This window comes from Sphingobium sp. DN12, assembly GCF_051058005.1.
GTDB lineage: Bacteria > Pseudomonadota > Alphaproteobacteria > Sphingomonadales > Sphingomonadaceae > Sphingobium > Sphingobium yanoikuyae.
The window spans coordinates 240,436-255,810 of record NZ_CP173719.1 but is presented as its reverse complement, the minus strand read 5'-3'; the positions used below and the strand labels follow the sequence as shown (position 1 = coordinate 255,810).

The following is a 15,375-nucleotide window of genomic DNA, read 5'->3' as shown; positions in this document are numbered from 1 at the left end:
TGTTCAGGCCGCCCGATCGACGAGCAGCAAGGTCGATGTCGCGGAGGCATAGAGTTTGCCGGCCATGTCGATCAGACGCGCCTCGGTATGCGCCACCCTCTTGCCCATCGACACCACCTGGCCGATTGCACGGACCATCCCGACCCTGTCGGTCAAGGGCGCATGATAGGCGACCTTGAGTTCGAGCGTGACGCAGTTGATGGGCACTTGGGCCGCGGAGTTCGCCGCGATGCCGCAGGCCGAATCCAGCAGCGTCGCGGCATAGCCACCATGGGCGATGCCCATGAAATTGTAGGTCTGCGAGGTGGGCGTCGCGACAAAGACGACCTTCCCCTCCTCCGCCTCAAGCAGATCGATGTCGAACAGGTCCATCATGGGCGGCCGGGTGCCGGCCGCCATGAACTGTTCGATCTCTTCCAGACCGGTCATCGCTTACCTCAAAGCTTTTCGGTCAGTTCAGGAACGATCTTGAAGAGGTCGCCGACCAGGCCGATATCGGCGACCTGGAAGATGGGCGCGTCCTCATCCTTGTTGATCGCGATGATGGTCTTGCTATCCTTCATGCCAGCAAGGTGCTGAATCGCACCCGATATGCCGACGGCGACATAGACTTCCGGCGCCACGATCTTGCCGGTCTGGCCGACCTGAAAATCGTTGGGCGCATAGCCAGCATCGACCGCCGCGCGGCTTGCGCCCACACCCGCGCCCAGCTTGTCGGCCAGCGGATCGATCACGCCATGAAACTGCCCGGCCGAGCCCAGCGCTCGCCCGCCCGAGACGATGATTTTGGCCGAGGTGAGTTCCGGGCGCTCGGACTGGGCGATCTCGGCACCCACGAAGCTGGAAAGTCCCGCATCCGTGCCCGTCGCAGCCTCGATACTGGCCGAGCCACCCTCGCGGGCCGCCTTCTCGAAGGCTGTGCCACGCACCGTGATAACCTTCTTTGCATCAGACGACTGGACCGTCGCGATCGCATTTCCCGCGTAGATGGGACGCGTGAACGTGTCAGCGCTTTCCACCGACAGGATGTCGCTGACCTGCATCACATCAAGCAAGGCCGCCACGCGCGGCGCGATGTTCTTGCCATTCGAAGTGGAAGGCGCCACGAACGCGTCATAGCCGCGCATCAGGTCCGCGACGGCCGGCGCGACATTCTCGGGCAAAGCGTGTTTGAACGCCGCATCGTCGAACGTTACGACTTTGGCGACACCCGCGACCTTCGCAGCAGCCTCGGCCACGCCGCCGATGCCCGCACCGGCAACCAGCAGATGGACCTCACCAAGTTTGGCAGCGGCGGTGACGGCCGATAGCGTCGCATCCTTGACCGACGCATTGTCATGTTCAACCCAGACGAGCGTATTCATAACTTATTCTCCGAGAAATCCGCCCCCGCTTCATCTCTGTGCGCACAGGATGAAGCGGGGTGCGCCGTCACTTGCATGGGAGAGGTTCGGCAAGTTCGGCGCGTTTGAAAGTTTATCAAATCGCCATTTCCTTGAGCCTGGCGACCAATTCATCGACGTCGGCCACCTTGATGCCCGCCGAGCGCTTGGGGGGTTCGGTCACCTTGAGCGTCTTGAGGCGCGAGGCGGTCTCAACACCGAGATCGGCCGGCGTCTTCGTCGCCAGCGGCTTGGATTTGGCCTTCATGATATTGGGCAGGCTCGCATAGCGCGGTTCGTTGAGACGCAGATCGGTCGTCACGATCGCCGGCAGTTTGAGGCTTACGGTCTCCAGACCGCCATCCACCTCACGGGTCACCGCGACAGTCTCGCCCGATACTTCGACCTTGCTGGCGAATGTGCCCTGCCCCCAACCGAGAAGGGCTGCCAGCATCTGGCCGGTCTGATTGGCATCATCGTCGATGGCCTGCTTGCCGAGGATCACCAGGCCCGGAGCCTCCTCGGTGGCGATGGCCTTCAGGATCTTGGCGACGGCGAGCGGCTCGACCTCATCGTCAGTCTGGACGAGGATCGCGCGGTCGGCCCCCATGGCGAGCGCGGTGCGCAGCGTTTCCTGCGCCTTGGCGACGCCGATCGACACCACCACGATTTCGGTCGCGACTCCCTTTTCCTTGAGGCGGATAGCCTCTTCGACGGCGATCTCGTCGAACGGGTTCATCGACATTTTCACGTTCGCCAAATCGACGCCCGTCCCATCCGCCTTCACGCGCGGTTTCACATTATAATCGATAACCCGCTTGACGGGCACAAGCACCTTCATGGATCAATCCTACTCTGATTGTAATGCCGCCTGATATTCGGCAATGAGTCTCTCACAGATGGATCGGGCCGGTTGGACGGCAGTGGTAGCGCCGACACCGTGGCCTGCCGACCAGATCGTCTTCCAGGCCTTGGCCTCCTCCGAAACCGAAAGCGCGCCATGTGGCTCAGGGAGAGTCGCGGCTTCCAGCGAGGGCCGGAGAAAATTGGCCCCGACGCCGGTGACCCGGTCCGTATAGACGATATCCGCTGGTCCGGCCCCGATCACCATGTCTTTCTGTGCCGGCGAGGCGAGACTCTCTTCCGACGCGATGAAGTGGGATCCGATATAGGCAAGATCGGCCCCCATCATCTGCGCGGCCGCGATCTGGTGGCCGCGCGTGATGGCGCCGGAAAGCGCCAGCGGCCCCTGGAAGAAGCGCCGTATCTCGTCAACCAGTGCGAACGGGCTCATCGTGCCGGCATGTCCCCCCGCGCCGGCAGCGACCGCGATCAGACCGTCGACGCCAGCTTCGAGCGCCTTTTCCGCATGACGCACGTTCGTCACGTCGTGAAAGACCAGCCCGCCATAGCCCTGAACCACCTGGACAAGATCCGCGACGGCGCCGAGCGAGGTGATGACCAATGGCACATGGTGCCGAACGATCAGTTCCAGATCGGCGTCGAGCCTCGGATTGCTCTTATGGACGATGAGGTTGACGCCGAAGGGCGCCGCTCCCGGCATGGGAGCCAGCCGCTCCTCGATTTCATCCAGCCATTCACCGAAACCTTCGCTGGTCCGCTGATTGAGCGCCGGGAACGTGCCAAGCAGTCCCGCCTCGCAGCAACTGACGACAAGGTCCGGTCCCGACACAAGGAACATCGGCGCAACGATGGCTGGAATGGCCAGCCGCTTTTCGAGGCTTGCCGGAAGCGTCAAAACACGTCGTCTTCCAGCGCCATCAGCGACTTCTTGCCCGCCTTGATCGCCAGGAAGCTGGCCGTCGCCTGCGGCAGGATGCGCTCGAAGAAGAACGTCGCCGTCTTGATCTTGGCATCGTAGAAGCGCTTGTCCTCGCTGCCGAAGAAGAGCTGCAAGCCTGCAATCTTGGTCGCCTTGGCAAAGCAATAGCCCATGGCCACCAGGCCCATCAGACGCAGATAGTCCGCCGACGCCGCGCCCGCCTCTTCGGGATCCTTGAGTGCCCGCTGCGCGACCGTGGCCGTCGAAAGCTGCAGCGCCCCGAACGCCTTGGCGAGCGCCTCGACCATCGGCTTCATCGGTCCGTCGACGTTGTTTTCCTCGATGAAAGCCGACACCGGATGGAAGAAGCTGCGCAGATAGCGGCCCATATGGGCGCCGAGCTTGCGGCCGACGAGATCGAGCGCCTGAACGCCGTTCGTCCCCTCATAGATCATGGTGATCCGGGCATCACGGGCATATTGCTCGACGCCGCTTTCGCGGATGTAGCCGTGGCCGCCATAGCATTGGACAGCGAGGTTCGCACTGTCGAACGCAAGGTCGGTGAAGAGCGCTTTGACGACGGGGGTCATGAGCGCGATGAAGTCACTCGCACGCTGGCGCACTTCGGGTTCGGGAGAATGTTTTTCCGCGTCCAGCGCGCGCGAGACCCAGGCCGAGAGCGCCCGGCACCCCTCATTATAGGCCCGCATCGTCATCAACATGCGGCGAACATCGGGATGGACGATGATCGGATCGGCAGCCTGTTCGGGATATTTGGGGCCCGAGAGCGCCCGGCCCTGAATACGGTCCTTCGCATACCAGGCGGCCGCCTGATACGCGGCTTCACCGACACCGAGGCCCTGAATGCCGACAGAGACGCGCTCAGTGTTCATCATCGTGAACATGGCGGCCATGCCCTTGCCCGGCTCGCCGACCAGCCAACCGGTCGAATCGTCGAAGTTCATCTGGCAGGTCGCCGACGCCTTGAGACCCATCTTGTGCTCGATCGCGGCGCAGGCGACGCCGTTCGATTGACCGGGAGTGCCGTCCTCCTTGGGAAGATATTTGGGAACGAGGAACAGGCTGATGCCCTTTACGCCCTTGGGGGCGTCGGGCAGGCGGGCGAGCACGAGATGGATGATATTCTCGGTCAGGTCATGCTCACCGGCGGAGATGAAGATCTTGGAGCCGGTGACCTTGTAGCTGCCATCGCCCTGCGGGACCGCGCGGCTGCGCAGGAGCCCGAGATCGGTACCGCAATGAGGCTCGGTCAGGCACATCGTGCCGGACCATTGACCGCTTACCATCTTGGGCAGGTAGGCCTGCTTGAGCGCGTCGCTCCCATGGCCCTCGATCGCAGTGGTCGCACCATGGGTGAGGCCCGGATAGAGGCCGAAGGAAAGGTTGGACGAGCAGATCATCTCTTCGACCAGCTTGTTGACCGCTTCCGGCAGCCCTTGCCCACCCCATTCTGGATCGGATGCGAGCGCGGTCCAGCCACCTTCGGCGAATTGCTTATAGGCTTGCGCGAACCCCGCCGGCGTCCGCACAACGCCGTTTTCCAGATGGCATCCTTCCTCGTCGCCCGACCGATTGATCGGCAAGAGCACGTCGCGACAGAAGCGCGCCGCCTCCTCGAGGATGGCATCGGTCAGATCCGGCGTGAACTCCGCCAGCGCGGGAATGTCCCCGAAGCCGTCATCGGCATGGAGTTCGTTGAGCACGAAGCGCATATCGCGCAACGGGGCGTCATAGACTTGCATATTTATATCTCCTGACCAGTCGGCCCTCGGGCCGCCGGCCGCCAATCAGTTACGCAGCGGCTTGCCGGTGACGAGCATCTGCTCGACGCGCGCCTGGGTCCGCGGGTCGCGCACCAGTTGCATGAAGGCCTTGCGCTCGAGCGCCAGCAGATCCTCTTCGGTCACGATGTCGATCAGATCCTTCTCGCCGCCCGTCAGGACGTCGGCGAGCGCGCCGGACACGACACCATCGTAGGAGGTTGCGAGGCCACGGGCCTGGAAGCCTTCGACAGCCATCGAAAGAGCGGACTTGCCTCCCGCGCCAGGCAAGCGGAATTCCGGAGCCACGGGCGGTTTGTAACCGTCCGCCAGTTCCAGTGCCTTCGCCTTGGCATCCGCCAGCAGGCGGTCGCGGTTCATCGTGATGCCGTCCGACGGACGCAGGAAGCCATGCTCCTTCGCCTCGGCGGCCGACTTTGCCACAGTGGCCGTCGATACCGTCTCGAACACCTTGGCAACGGCCGGCATCGGCCCCTTGGGCATGCCGGGACTGGAGCGCCAGCGATCGATCATTTCACCGCATCCGCCCCAGCCAGGGATCAGGCCCACGCCGCACTCGACCAGACCCACATAGCTTTCGGCATGGGCCTGCACGGCATCACTGTTGAGCAGGATCTCGCAACCACCGCCCAACGCCATGCCGGCCGGCGCGCTCACGACCGGGAACGGCGCATATTTGAGCGCCTTGTAGGCCTGCTGCCCGCCCGCGACGAGCTTTTCGATCTCGCCCCATGCCGCGATGTTCAGCGCGAACAGGGCAAGGCCGAGATTGGCGCCAGCAGAGAAATTGCTGCCCTCATTATAGACGACGAGCGCCTTGAACTTGTCCTGCACGACCGGGATCGCCTGACCGATCAGCTTCATCACATCGCCGTCGAGCGCGTTCATCTTGCCGGTGAACTCAAGGCAGGCAACGCCGTCGCCGACATCCCAGAGTGCCGCCGAGCCATTTTTGAGGATCGGCTGGCTATGAAGCTTGATGTCTTCCAGCAGCAGCACGCCCTCGGGCCGCACGACATCATGATAGTCGCCGGCGGCATCGAGATATTGCCGACGGCCGTCCTGCACCCGGTAGAATGGCCGATCTCCGGCTACCTTGAGGATCGCGGGAACATCCCGCCCCTCGGCCGCCAGCCGTTCGGCGAGCTTGCCCGGCCCGAGGCGATCGATCAGTTCGAACGGCCCGAACTTCCAGTTGTAGCCGAGCTTCATCGCGTCATCGATGCCGACGATGTTGTCCGCAGCTTCACCGACCAGACTCGCGGCATAGGAAAGAACCTTGCCGAGAATTTCCCAGGCATAGGCCCCGACCTTGCCGGGCGCAGCAACCAATGCTGCCAGGTCCTTCTCGGCCCGGCCCGGCAAGGAAGCCGGCTTCACCGATACGCGATATTCGCCGGTCGCGAGATCGAGCGCTTTCTTGGTCTTCGTCGCCTTGTCGAACGCGTAGAAACCGCCCTTGCCCTTCCGCCCGGTAAAGCCTTCCGCGATCATCCTGTCGACGAGCGGCATCGGCCTCACCGTGTCGAAATAGGCGTCACCTGCCGGCAGCGTCGAGGACAGGCTCTTCGTGAGCAGCGGCATGAGGTCGACGCCAACGAGATCGACAAGGCCGAAAATGCCGGTCTTGGGCACGCCCATCGGCTTTCCGCCGATCTGGTCGGCTTCCTCCACCGTCAGCCCCTGGTCCATCGCGGCATTGATCGCGACGGCCAGCCAGTAGGTACCGATGCGATTGGCGATGAAGCCCGGCGTGTCCCGCGCCGGCACGATGCGCTTGCCGAGCTTTCGATCGACGAAATCCGAGACGCGCCTCGCCACAGCCGTATCAGTGTCGGGGCCGGTCACGATTTCGATGAGCCGCATGTAGCGCGGCGGATTGAAGAAATGGGTGATCAGGAAGTCCTGTTTGAACTGATCGTCCCGCCCCTCGACCAGATCGCCAAGCGGAATCGTCGAGGTATTGGACGATACCGCCGTGCCCGGACGCTTGAGCTGCTCGAGCTTGGCGTAGAGCGCCTGCTTGATGTCGAGCCGTTCGACGATCGCCTCGACGATCCAGTCGCATTCGGCCACCCGCTCGAGATGGTCGTCGATATTGCCCGTTTCAACGAGCTTCGCCGCAGCCTTCGACATGAAGGGCGCCGGATCGGTCTTCAGCATCTTCGCGACCGCACCCTTCGCCACGGCGTCACGATCGCCGCCCTCCTTGGGCACGATATCGAGCAGCAGCACCGGCACGCCGGCATTGGCGACCTGCGCTGCGATGCCGGCGCCCATGACGCCTGCGCCGATCACGCAGACCTTTTTGATGGTTTCCGGCGGGGCGCCGACTGGCTTGATGGCCTGCTCGCTCATTCCGCCGCCTCCAGCACGGTGGCGATGCCCTGACCGCCGCCGATGCACTGGGTGGCAAGCGCATAGCTGCCGCCTTCGCGCTTCAGCAGAGCCGCGGCCTTGCCCACGATCCGCGCACCGGTCGCCCCCAGAGGGTGGCCTATCGCGATGGCGCCGCCGTCCAGATTGACCTTCGACTGGTCAAGCCCCAGGTCGCTGATGCAGGCCAGTGACTGGCTCGCAAAGGCTTCGTTGAGCTCGACAACGTCAAGCTGGTCCACACTGAGCCCCGCCCGCTGCAGCGCCTTGCGCGAGGCCTCGACCGGTCCGATGCCCATGATCTCCGGCTGGCAGCCAGAGACAGCAACCGACTTGATGCGGGCAAGGATCGGCAGTCCATGCGCGCGCGCATAATCCTCGCTCGTGACCAGGATTGCGCTTGCGCCATCGGTCAGCGGCGAGGACGTTCCCGCCGTTACCGTGCCGTCCTGGCTGAAGGCCGGCTTCAGCCCGGCGAGGGTTTCCGTCGTCGTGCCGGCACGCGGCGTGCCATCCTTGTCGACCACGCCCGCCTTGGTCGTGATCGGCACGATCTCGGCCTCGAGCTTGCCGGCCGCGATAGCCGCGGCCGCCTTGTCCTGACTGGCGACCGCAAAGGCTTCCTGCTGGGCACGGGTGATCTGATATTTGGTCGCGACATTCTCCGCCGTGTCGCCCATGCCCATATAGGCGGCGCTCTTCTTCGCGAGCTCGGGGTTCGGCAGCGGATTGAACCCCATCATCGGCACGCGGCTCATCGACTCCACGCCCGCGCAGATGAAGGCCTCGCCGGCGCCAAGCTGAATCTGGCCCGCAGCGATGTGGACCGAGCTCATCGACGATCCGCAGAAGCGATTAACGGTCATGCCGCCGACAGAGAGCGGCAGGTCGGCGAGAAGACCGATAAGGCGCGCGATGTTGAAGCCCTGCTCGCCTTCAGGAAAAGCGCAGCCCAGCACGATATCCTCGATATCTTCGGCCTTCACGCCGGTCTGCTGAATCAGTCCGCGAATGACCTGAGCGGCCAGATCGTCAGGGCGGACGCGCGCCAGCGCGCCCTTGCCTGCCAGGTGAAAGGGGGACCGGGCATAGCCCGCAACAACCACATTACGCATCGATGATAGCCTCTCCAGGGAATCGGACATCTGATTACCTAATGGTGCGTGAAATGACGTTTACGTCAACTAAAATCTTTGGCACCCTTCTCACGCCGTCGAGGGAATCGTCATGCACCGGTTCCCGGGAGGCTTGATATCGGAGGTCTTGGCCGAGGAACGTACGGATGCTCGCCAGTGAAAAACCGCGCACTCTCATCCCGGCGATGATGCTCGCGCCCGTCTTATCGACGGCTGCGCCTCTCCCCAAGCGCCACTGCACCTGTTTTCGAAGGCGCACACATGCGATTTTCTGAGCATCCCCTCCGGCGTCAGATCGTCGGCGAAATGCATCTGCGCCGTTTTCCTGCACTCGAATTGCCCGCCATGGCATTTCAGACGGTTCGCCTGGTCGATGAGAATGACCGGGAGAAGGAATGGCTGATCCTGGAGCAGCGATGTGCCTCTGGACTCGATCGCAACCTGCGCCACCTGGAAACGGAGTGGTCCGCCAACGGGCGGCTGGCCTGGGAAAGGCACAGTGAAGCGGTCACCACGACGCTAACGTCAACCTCGGTCAGCGCGGACGCGCAGTTCTGGTCTGCTCCCAACGTCGGCCCCTTCAGTGATACCTTGCAGTGGATGGAAACGCTGCCGGGCCTGGTCATCCGCGCAACCCACATCGTCGTTGTGGCGAACGATAGCTACGCCGAGCCGGTTGTCGATCGGGCCGACTTCCATCCGGGCCATCTCGTCTCCTGCATCATCGGGGATAGCGTCCGGATCTGGAGCGACTTTCGCATTCACGCCGGCGGCTACGGGCGCCTGGTCGTTGCCGCGAACGGGGCGGCTGACGGCGAAGTGTCGCGTTCCATCCAGCGCATTCAGGAACTGGGCAATTATCGCAATCTTTCCTTTCTTGAAGGCACGCACAGATCAATAGCTTGACGGCGTCACACACGAACACGCCCGAACCCTGACGACGGGGCCAGCAGCGCCTGACCCCTCCAATTCGCACACAACCTAATAGGCATTTTGATGACGCATTGAGCTATTGACTTACCTATACGTCATCTAGATGGTTATGGGACGCTGATTTGCCGCATATTGGCTCCAGACGTGAAACAGACGGTCGCCTGAAGGCGCGCGGAGAGGAACAATGTCGATCATTCTGACACTACTGGCTTCGAGCACTGCATTGCCCGCCGACACCGTTGTCGGTCGCTGGCAAACCGAGAGCCGTCATGGCGTCGTGGAAATCACCCGCTGCGGGCAATCGATCTGCGGTGCCTTGATCAGTTCCGACGGGATCAAAGCCAACCCCGAACTACGTGACGAAAAGAACAAGACCGCTGCGTTGCGCGGTCGTCCGCTTCGTGGATTGCAGATTCTGCAGGGTTTTACGTGGAAGTCGGGCAGTTGGTCGGGTGGTTCCATCTACAACGCTGAGGATGGCGGTACATACAGCGCGACGGTCACGTTAGCCGATCGGGATCATTTGCGCCTCAAGGGCTGCATCGTCTGGCCCCTGTGCAAGACGCAGACATGGACGCGCCTCCGATAAGCACGAGGAATTTGACAATCACGAAAGGGGAGATGGGCGTGGCAGGCAAAAATTGGAAAGTTGGGATCGCAACATCGGCCGTGGCGGCTGGATTGCTCGCGCCGCAAGCCGCGAGCGCGCAGGCCTTTTACCTTCAGGAACAATCGTCCAGAGGTGCCGGACGAGCCTTTTCGGGCGAGGTCGCCGACCAGGGCGTACAGTCCCTCTGGTGGAATCCGGCTGCGATCGCAGGCATGGAAGGAGTCGATGCCCACCAGGCCGTAAGCGTAATCCTTCCCAAAGGGTCGGTTGACAATGTCAACACGCTCATTGTCCGTCCCGGGCAGTCGGCTGCGGCTGTAGGCGGGAGCCAACGCTCTCGTGATCCGATCAATAATGGCGTACTACCCTCCGGCGCGATAGCCGTCGGCCTGACATCACGGCTCGCTTTGGGGCTGACCGTCGCCTCCCCTTATAGCTTCACAACCAATTATGATGCCGACAGCTGGGCACGGTATAGCGCCGACAAGACCAAGCTGCGAACATACGACATCCAGCCATCGATCGCCTACCTCGTTACGCCAAATCTCAGCATCGGCGCCGCGCTTAATATCGAATATGCCGACGCATCATTGTCCAACTATCTGCCGAACCTATCGCCTCTTCTCGCCGACGGCCACCAGGAGCTGAAAGGCAATGGTTGGGATCTTGGCTGGTCGGCCGGGCTGCAATATCGCGCCGGCCCCATGCAACTGGGCGCCAGCTACAAGTCGAGCGTGAAGCATAATCTCGACGGTTCGGTGACGACGACCGGTCTTCTTGGTCCGCTCGCCGGGCAAAACAGCGTAGTGAATGCAAACGCCACGTTCGAGACCCCCTGGCAGGCGATCTTCGGAGCGCGCGTGGCGGTGTCGCCCAAGGTCACCCTCAACGGTCAGGTGACCCGCATGGGTTGGTCGAAATTCGACGCTATCCGGCTCGGCGCGCCGCTCAACGTTTCAATCCCGGAAAATTACCGGGACACTTGGAGCTTCGCAGGCGGCATCGATTACGCGGTCACACCAGCCTGGACCGTTCGTGCCGGCGTTCAACACGCCCAGACCCCGACGCGCAACGGCAATCGGGACGCTCGAGTGCCTGACAGCAACCGTTGGAATTTCGCTGCCGGCACAAGCTATGCCGTGTCTTCCCGGTTCACGCTCGATGCGGGCGCAGCGTATATTACGTTCAAGGATACGACTATTGATCGCACGACAGCGGCCTATGCCGGCACGGCCGTGCAGACGCCGATCCTGATGGACGGCAAGCTCGAGGACGCGCACGCCGTCGTGCTGTCGCTCGGCGGACGTTTCCACTTCTGATGCTGGAGATCGCCATGCCCCAGCCCGCCATCAGCGCCTTCCCGTCGATACCGGAACCGGCAATTCCGCCACGGCTCCTGACCGACCTCCTCGACAATGCGTTGAACCTTTATCCCGAACGCGTCGCCATCGACTTTCTCGGGCGAACCTGGACTTATGCGCAGGTGGGGCAACTCGTTCGCCGTGCAGCACGTGGATTGCAGGATCAGGGGCTGCGCAAGGGCGATCGGTTCGGCCTGTGCCTGCCGAACTGCCCCTATTTCGCGATATTGTACTTCGCGGCGCTGCGCGTGGGTGCGATCGTGGTCAACTTCAACCCGCTCTACACGGAGCGCGAACTGGAGCATCAGATCCGGGACTCGGGAACGCGCATGATGGCGGTACCGGACGTCCGGATAATCCACGAGAAAGTGCAAGCCGTCGCGCCACGTGCCGGGCTGGACAAGATCGTGTTGTGCGGCATGAGGGATATGCTGCCCTGGCTGCAAGGCCTGGGCTTTGCGCTATTCAAGCGAAAAGACCACGCGCGGATACTCGACGAAGGCCTTCATGTCCGGCTCAAGGCGCTTCTCGCCCATGATGCCGAACCTGACGCGGTAGAACGTCACCCTGATGATGTCGCGGTCCTTCAATATACCGGAGGCACAACCGGCGTGCCCAAGGGCGCAATGCTGACCCACGCCAACCTCACGGCGAACAGCGCCCAGATGGTGGTGCATGTGGGAGGACTTCGCCCGCAGCAGGAGAGAACTCTCGGCGTCCTGCCCATGTTTCACGTCTTCGCACTCACGACGGTGCTCAACTTCTCAGTCGAAATCGGCGCCGAAATCGTCCTGCTGCCACGGTTTGAGATGAAGCAGGTTCTCAACACGATGAAGCGCAAGCCGCCGACACAGTTCTTCGGCGTGCCTACGATCTATGTTGCCCTGAACGCGCTTCCGGACGACGAGATACCCGATCTCTCGGCCGTGCGCGCCTGTATATCCGGCGGCGCACCGCTCCCGCTCGAGGTACGCGAGGAGTTCGAGGCACGCACGCGTGCCAGGGTCGTGGAAGGATATGGGCTCTCCGAAACCGCCCCGATCATCGCCTGCAACCCGTTGTTTGGGACGGTGAAGGACAATAGCTGCGGCCCAAGTTTCCCCGGCACCATCATCGAGATCCGAGATCCGGAGAATCCCTCGCGGGTTCTTCCCCAGGGAGAACGCGGAGAAGTGTGCGCCCGCGGCCCTCAGGTGATGAAGGGCTATTGGCAGCGCCCTGCAGAAACCAGTGCTGTCTTCGTCGATGGCGCGCTACGAACCGGCGATATCGGCTATTTTGATGAGGATGGCTATCTCTTCCTCGTCGACCGCATCAAGGACATCATCTTCTGTGGCGGATATAATGTATATCCCCGGATCATCGAGGATGCGGCCTACCAGCACCCGGCGGTAAAGGAGGCGATCGCAATCGCGATTCCTGACGCCTACAGAGGTCAATCTCCCAAGTTGTTCATCGCGCTGCACGAGGGATCGAACCTGACCGTCGATGAACTCAAGGTCTTTTTGCAGGATCGCCTCAGCAAGATCGAGATGCCCAAGGCCTTCGCATTCCGGGACAGCCTGCCCAAGACGTTGATCGGCAAACTTTCGAAGAAGGATTTGATCGAGGAGGAGAACAAAAAGCTCGCCTGAGCCTCTATCCCCTGTCAAGCTACGAGGCTTATGCGCTTGAGTGGTAGGGTAGCCGTGATTGGAGGACAGGGAGTGGATGGCATGGGGAACTCGCTCCACCTCGCCGAGGACGATGAAACGCTTAAGGACGCGGATCGCGACAACCCCACGCACAAGGGGAGAACCCGCGCAAAGGATGCGGATTTACAAGTGTACGGCATCCAGGATGTCGCTCAGGAACTCGGACTGACACTTCGCACGCTACGCTTCTACGAAAAGGAGGGGCTTATCGCCCCTCAACGGGTAGGCAGTACCCGGGCATATTCCAGGCGTGAGATCGGACGCATACAGCTGATTTTGCGCGGCAAACGCCTTGGCTTCTCCATCAAGGAAATCAAGGAGTTTCTCGATCTCTACGATGCCGATCCCGAGCATAAGGAGCAAATGGAGCGATTGATTGCCCGCATCCGGGAAAGGTTGGTCGACTTGAAGACGCAGCGCTCTGCGCTCGACCTGACAATCGACGAGCTTACAACCATCGAAGTGGAAGCGATGGCAAAGTTGCAGCGATAATTTGGTCATCCCATTCTCTAACCGAGCGGTAACGCTTGATCGCGGCGCCCCCGATCCAATTAAGCCGTCAAGCGACGAGCGCCGCGCCGATCGCTAAGGCCGCCCCAGAACCGCGCCATGATCATCCAGGCGATGCCCGACGCGGTCATCGCCCCGCCGACCTGCCATGGCTCGAGGCCAAGCACGCGCGCGATGGGGCCCGCGAGCGCCACGAACGACATCATCGCCATCGAGCAGACGAAGGTCTCGAACATCAGTGGCTTCATGCTGAAAGCGCCTGATGCTTCCTCCCCCACTTGTTCGTCGCCTGTCGCTGTCGCAGCTTCGGTCATGCTGCTTCGTCCCGTGATGCGACCGGCGAACGGCCACCATTCCGGAGCAGCGCCGTCGAGACGGCATAGACAACGAGCCAGCCGAGGTTGAACGCGGCGCCGTCAAGCCAGGTGTGCGCCGGCTCGGGCAGGATGCGCGCGATCAGCATGCCGATCGCGACCAGCGAGACGGGATTGGCCAGCGCTGCGAACCAGCGTGGCCAGGCGGTGCGGCCCAGCGCGATGACGATCCCGAGGAGCAGCAGCGCCAGGCCCAGCGTCACGATCGGCATCAACCAGGCGATGAGCAGGACAGGCTCCAAGCCGATTGCCCGCAATGTGGACAATCGCTCGAGAATTTCCGCGAAGGCACGTCGTCCCGGTCTACCGGGTGGTTGGCGGATCCAGGCAAGAATGCTGATGCGGCCTGCATTGTGCTGCAGCAGCAGCGAGTCCAGCAGGCCGCATTGCACTGAAGTCAGACTTCCCGTCAGCAGGTTGCCCACGTTCCGCTCGGCATCTAACAGAGCTTTGCTCACCATGCGTTCCAGGGACGTGATACCGGGCACGATTATCTGCCGGCGGCGGAATTCTTCCATCAGGATCCGCGCGAGATCGATTCCACCGGTCATGGTCAGTGCGATCGGCAAGAGCCAAGCCTGCAGTTCTGCATGGATCGGACGGCTCAATTGCCGGAAACCGAATACCTCGCGCAGCGTATCGAGTTGCTCATACCGGGTGGGACCACGCGTGGCATAATCGGCAAGCGCGTCCGGCTCGACGCCGAGCTGATCCCCGACGAACCTGAGAGGAGCATCAGGGATGAATTCGCCGGGTTTCAGCAATCGGCCAGGATATCGCAAGGCGCAGAGCTGCAGCGCAAAACCGAGGCGGTTGTGGGGACGCCTCCGGCTCGTGAAGACGCGCAGATCTGCGGAACTGAGCGTCCAGTATCGCACCAGATCTGGCTCGCTCTCCGGCAAGGCGAACAACTCGGCGTGTTGCGCCTCGGTCAGAACAGAGCGGCGGGGCATCGGGTCAGGCCTTGACCGGTCCCGTCCAGCCAATGCGATCGAGCGTGCCGATGAGGGTCGATCGCGGCACCTTGAATGATCGGCACACCGACGCCTTGCTTGCGCCGGCATCGAGGGCTGCCGTGATCTGCTCGATCGTTTCCGCGTCAATGCTGGGCGGCCGGCCCCCGCGCCGGCCCCGTCGTCGAGCTGCGACCAAGCCTGCCATCACCCGCTCACGCGTGAGCGCGCGTTCATATTGGGCGAGCGCGCCGAAGAGCGAAAACAGCAATTCACCATGGGGCGTGCTTGTGTCCATCTGCTCCGTTAGCGATCGGAAGGCCACACCTCGATTTTTCAGATCGGTTATGATCGCCAGAAGATTGGTCAATGATCGCCCGAGACGGTCGAGTTTCCAAACGACCAAGGTGTCGCCGGCCTTCAGGAATTCGAGGCAAGTGACCTGCCCCCCGGCGGTCCCT

Annotated in this window: 12 protein-coding genes and 3 pseudogenes; 5 read left to right on the top strand and 10 right to left on the bottom strand. The window is 62.2% G+C overall.

All coding sequences use genetic code 11. The annotated features are described in order from the left end of the window. Positions 1–3 precede the first annotated feature (3 nt). The 7 genes from ACI6S0_RS26420 to ACI6S0_RS26390 all read right to left on the bottom strand — a co-directional run bounded on the left by ACI6S0_RS26420 (position 4) and on the right by ACI6S0_RS26390 (position 8,458). Positions 4–429, bottom strand: a complete 426-nt coding sequence (locus ACI6S0_RS26420) for a PaaI family thioesterase (RefSeq protein WP_004206979.1) — start codon at positions 427–429, stop codon at positions 4–6. Positions 430–437: 8 nt separating this feature from the next. Continuing rightward, positions 438–1,364, bottom strand: coding sequence for an electron transfer flavoprotein subunit alpha/FixB family protein (locus tag ACI6S0_RS26415; RefSeq protein WP_004206978.1), 927 nt, complete (start codon positions 1,362–1,364; stop codon positions 438–440). A 115-nt stretch (positions 1,365–1,479) separates the two neighbouring features. Beyond that, positions 1,480–2,223: an electron transfer flavoprotein subunit beta/FixA family protein gene (locus ACI6S0_RS26410; RefSeq protein ID WP_313326578.1), complete on the bottom strand. Its 744-nt coding sequence runs from the start codon at positions 2,221–2,223 to the stop codon at positions 1,480–1,482. Between the two features lie 9 nt (positions 2,224–2,232). Continuing rightward, positions 2,233–3,141 (bottom strand): NAD(P)H-dependent flavin oxidoreductase, encoded by a 909-nt coding sequence (locus tag ACI6S0_RS26405; protein WP_025290593.1) that lies wholly within the window; start codon positions 3,139–3,141, stop codon positions 2,233–2,235. Next, positions 3,138–4,928, bottom strand: coding sequence for an acyl-CoA dehydrogenase C-terminal domain-containing protein (locus ACI6S0_RS26400; RefSeq protein WP_025290592.1), 1,791 nt, complete (start codon positions 4,926–4,928; stop codon positions 3,138–3,140). The genes ACI6S0_RS26405 and ACI6S0_RS26400 overlap by 4 nt, the downstream gene beginning before the upstream one ends. A 45-nt stretch (positions 4,929–4,973) precedes the next feature. Next, positions 4,974–7,325 carry a 3-hydroxyacyl-CoA dehydrogenase/enoyl-CoA hydratase family protein gene (locus ACI6S0_RS26395; protein WP_161734707.1) on the bottom strand — a complete coding sequence of 784 codons (2,352 nt, stop codon included), beginning with the start codon at positions 7,323–7,325 and terminating at the stop codon, positions 4,974–4,976. Beyond that, positions 7,322–8,458: a thiolase family protein gene (locus tag ACI6S0_RS26390; RefSeq protein WP_004206969.1), complete on the bottom strand. Its 1,137-nt coding sequence runs from the start codon at positions 8,456–8,458 to the stop codon at positions 7,322–7,324. The genes ACI6S0_RS26395 and ACI6S0_RS26390 overlap by 4 nt, the downstream gene beginning before the upstream one ends. A 282-nt stretch (positions 8,459–8,740) precedes the next feature. Here ACI6S0_RS26390 and ACI6S0_RS26385 point away from each other — a divergent pair, with 282 nt between their 5' ends. The 5 genes from ACI6S0_RS26385 (at position 8,741) to ACI6S0_RS26365 (ending at position 13,569) form a co-directional block, all read left to right on the top strand. Beyond that, positions 8,741–9,385, top strand: a complete 645-nt coding sequence (locus ACI6S0_RS26385) for a DUF3422 family protein (RefSeq protein WP_099233883.1) — start codon at positions 8,741–8,743, stop codon at positions 9,383–9,385. A gap of 211 nt (positions 9,386–9,596) precedes the next feature. Further along, positions 9,597–10,001: a DUF2147 domain-containing protein gene (locus tag ACI6S0_RS26380; RefSeq protein ID WP_026109759.1), complete on the top strand. Its 405-nt coding sequence runs from the start codon at positions 9,597–9,599 to the stop codon at positions 9,999–10,001. A 32-nt stretch (positions 10,002–10,033) separates the two neighbouring features. Continuing rightward, positions 10,034–11,341, top strand: coding sequence for an OmpP1/FadL family transporter (locus ACI6S0_RS26375; protein ID WP_036526777.1), 1,308 nt, complete (start codon positions 10,034–10,036; stop codon positions 11,339–11,341). Continuing rightward, positions 11,341–13,017 (top strand): long-chain-fatty-acid--CoA ligase, encoded by a 1,677-nt coding sequence (locus ACI6S0_RS26370; protein ID WP_017503286.1) that lies wholly within the window; start codon positions 11,341–11,343, stop codon positions 13,015–13,017. Before ACI6S0_RS26375 ends, ACI6S0_RS26370 begins: the two co-directional genes overlap by 1 nt. 81 nt (positions 13,018–13,098) lie before the next feature. After that, the gene (locus ACI6S0_RS26365; RefSeq protein WP_017503287.1) at positions 13,099–13,569 is read left to right on the top strand and encodes a MerR family transcriptional regulator; all 471 of its coding nucleotides are present in this window, start codon (positions 13,099–13,101) and stop codon (positions 13,567–13,569) included. A gap of 68 nt (positions 13,570–13,637) precedes the next feature. Here ACI6S0_RS26365 and ACI6S0_RS26360 read toward each other — a convergent pair. The 3 pseudogenes from ACI6S0_RS26360 to ACI6S0_RS26350 all read right to left on the bottom strand — a co-directional run. Then, positions 13,638–13,835, bottom strand: a pseudogene (locus ACI6S0_RS26360) (hypothetical protein); the annotation flags it as partial. Between the two features lie 347 nt (positions 13,836–14,182). Further along, positions 14,183–14,914 (bottom strand): annotated as a pseudogene (locus tag ACI6S0_RS26355) (DUF4158 domain-containing protein); the annotation flags it as partial. Between the two features lie 4 nt (positions 14,915–14,918). Next, positions 14,919–15,362: pseudogene (locus ACI6S0_RS26350) on the bottom strand (recombinase family protein); the annotation flags it as partial. Positions 15,363–15,375: the final 13 nt, after the last annotated feature.

Excerpts from the sequence above, each read along its gene's own strand:
- ACI6S0_RS26420 (WP_004206979.1), bottom strand. The coding sequence starts at position 429 with ATGACCGGTCTGGAAGAGATCGAACAGTTCATGGCGGCCGGCACCCGG.
- ACI6S0_RS26415 (WP_004206978.1), bottom strand. The coding sequence starts at position 1,364 with ATGAATACGCTCGTCTGGGTTGAACATGACAATGCGTCGGTCAAGGAT.
- ACI6S0_RS26410 (WP_313326578.1), bottom strand. The coding sequence starts at position 2,223 with ATGAAGGTGCTTGTGCCCGTCAAGCGGGTTATCGATTATAATGTGAAA.
- ACI6S0_RS26400 (WP_025290592.1), bottom strand. The coding sequence starts at position 4,928 with ATGCAAGTCTATGACGCCCCGTTGCGCGATATGCGCTTCGTGCTCAAC.
- ACI6S0_RS26395 (WP_161734707.1), bottom strand. The coding sequence starts at position 7,325 with ATGAGCGAGCAGGCCATCAAGCCAGTCGGCGCCCCGCCGGAAACCATC.
- ACI6S0_RS26390 (WP_004206969.1), bottom strand. The coding sequence starts at position 8,458 with ATGCGTAATGTGGTTGTTGCGGGCTATGCCCGGTCCCCCTTTCACCTG.
- ACI6S0_RS26385 (WP_099233883.1), top strand. The coding sequence starts at position 8,741 with ATGCGATTTTCTGAGCATCCCCTCCGGCGTCAGATCGTCGGCGAAATG.
- ACI6S0_RS26380 (WP_026109759.1), top strand. The coding sequence starts at position 9,597 with ATGTCGATCATTCTGACACTACTGGCTTCGAGCACTGCATTGCCCGCC.
- ACI6S0_RS26375 (WP_036526777.1), top strand. The coding sequence starts at position 10,034 with ATGGGCGTGGCAGGCAAAAATTGGAAAGTTGGGATCGCAACATCGGCC.
- ACI6S0_RS26370 (WP_017503286.1), top strand. The coding sequence starts at position 11,341 with ATGCTGGAGATCGCCATGCCCCAGCCCGCCATCAGCGCCTTCCCGTCG.
- ACI6S0_RS26365 (WP_017503287.1), top strand. The coding sequence starts at position 13,099 with ATGGGGAACTCGCTCCACCTCGCCGAGGACGATGAAACGCTTAAGGAC.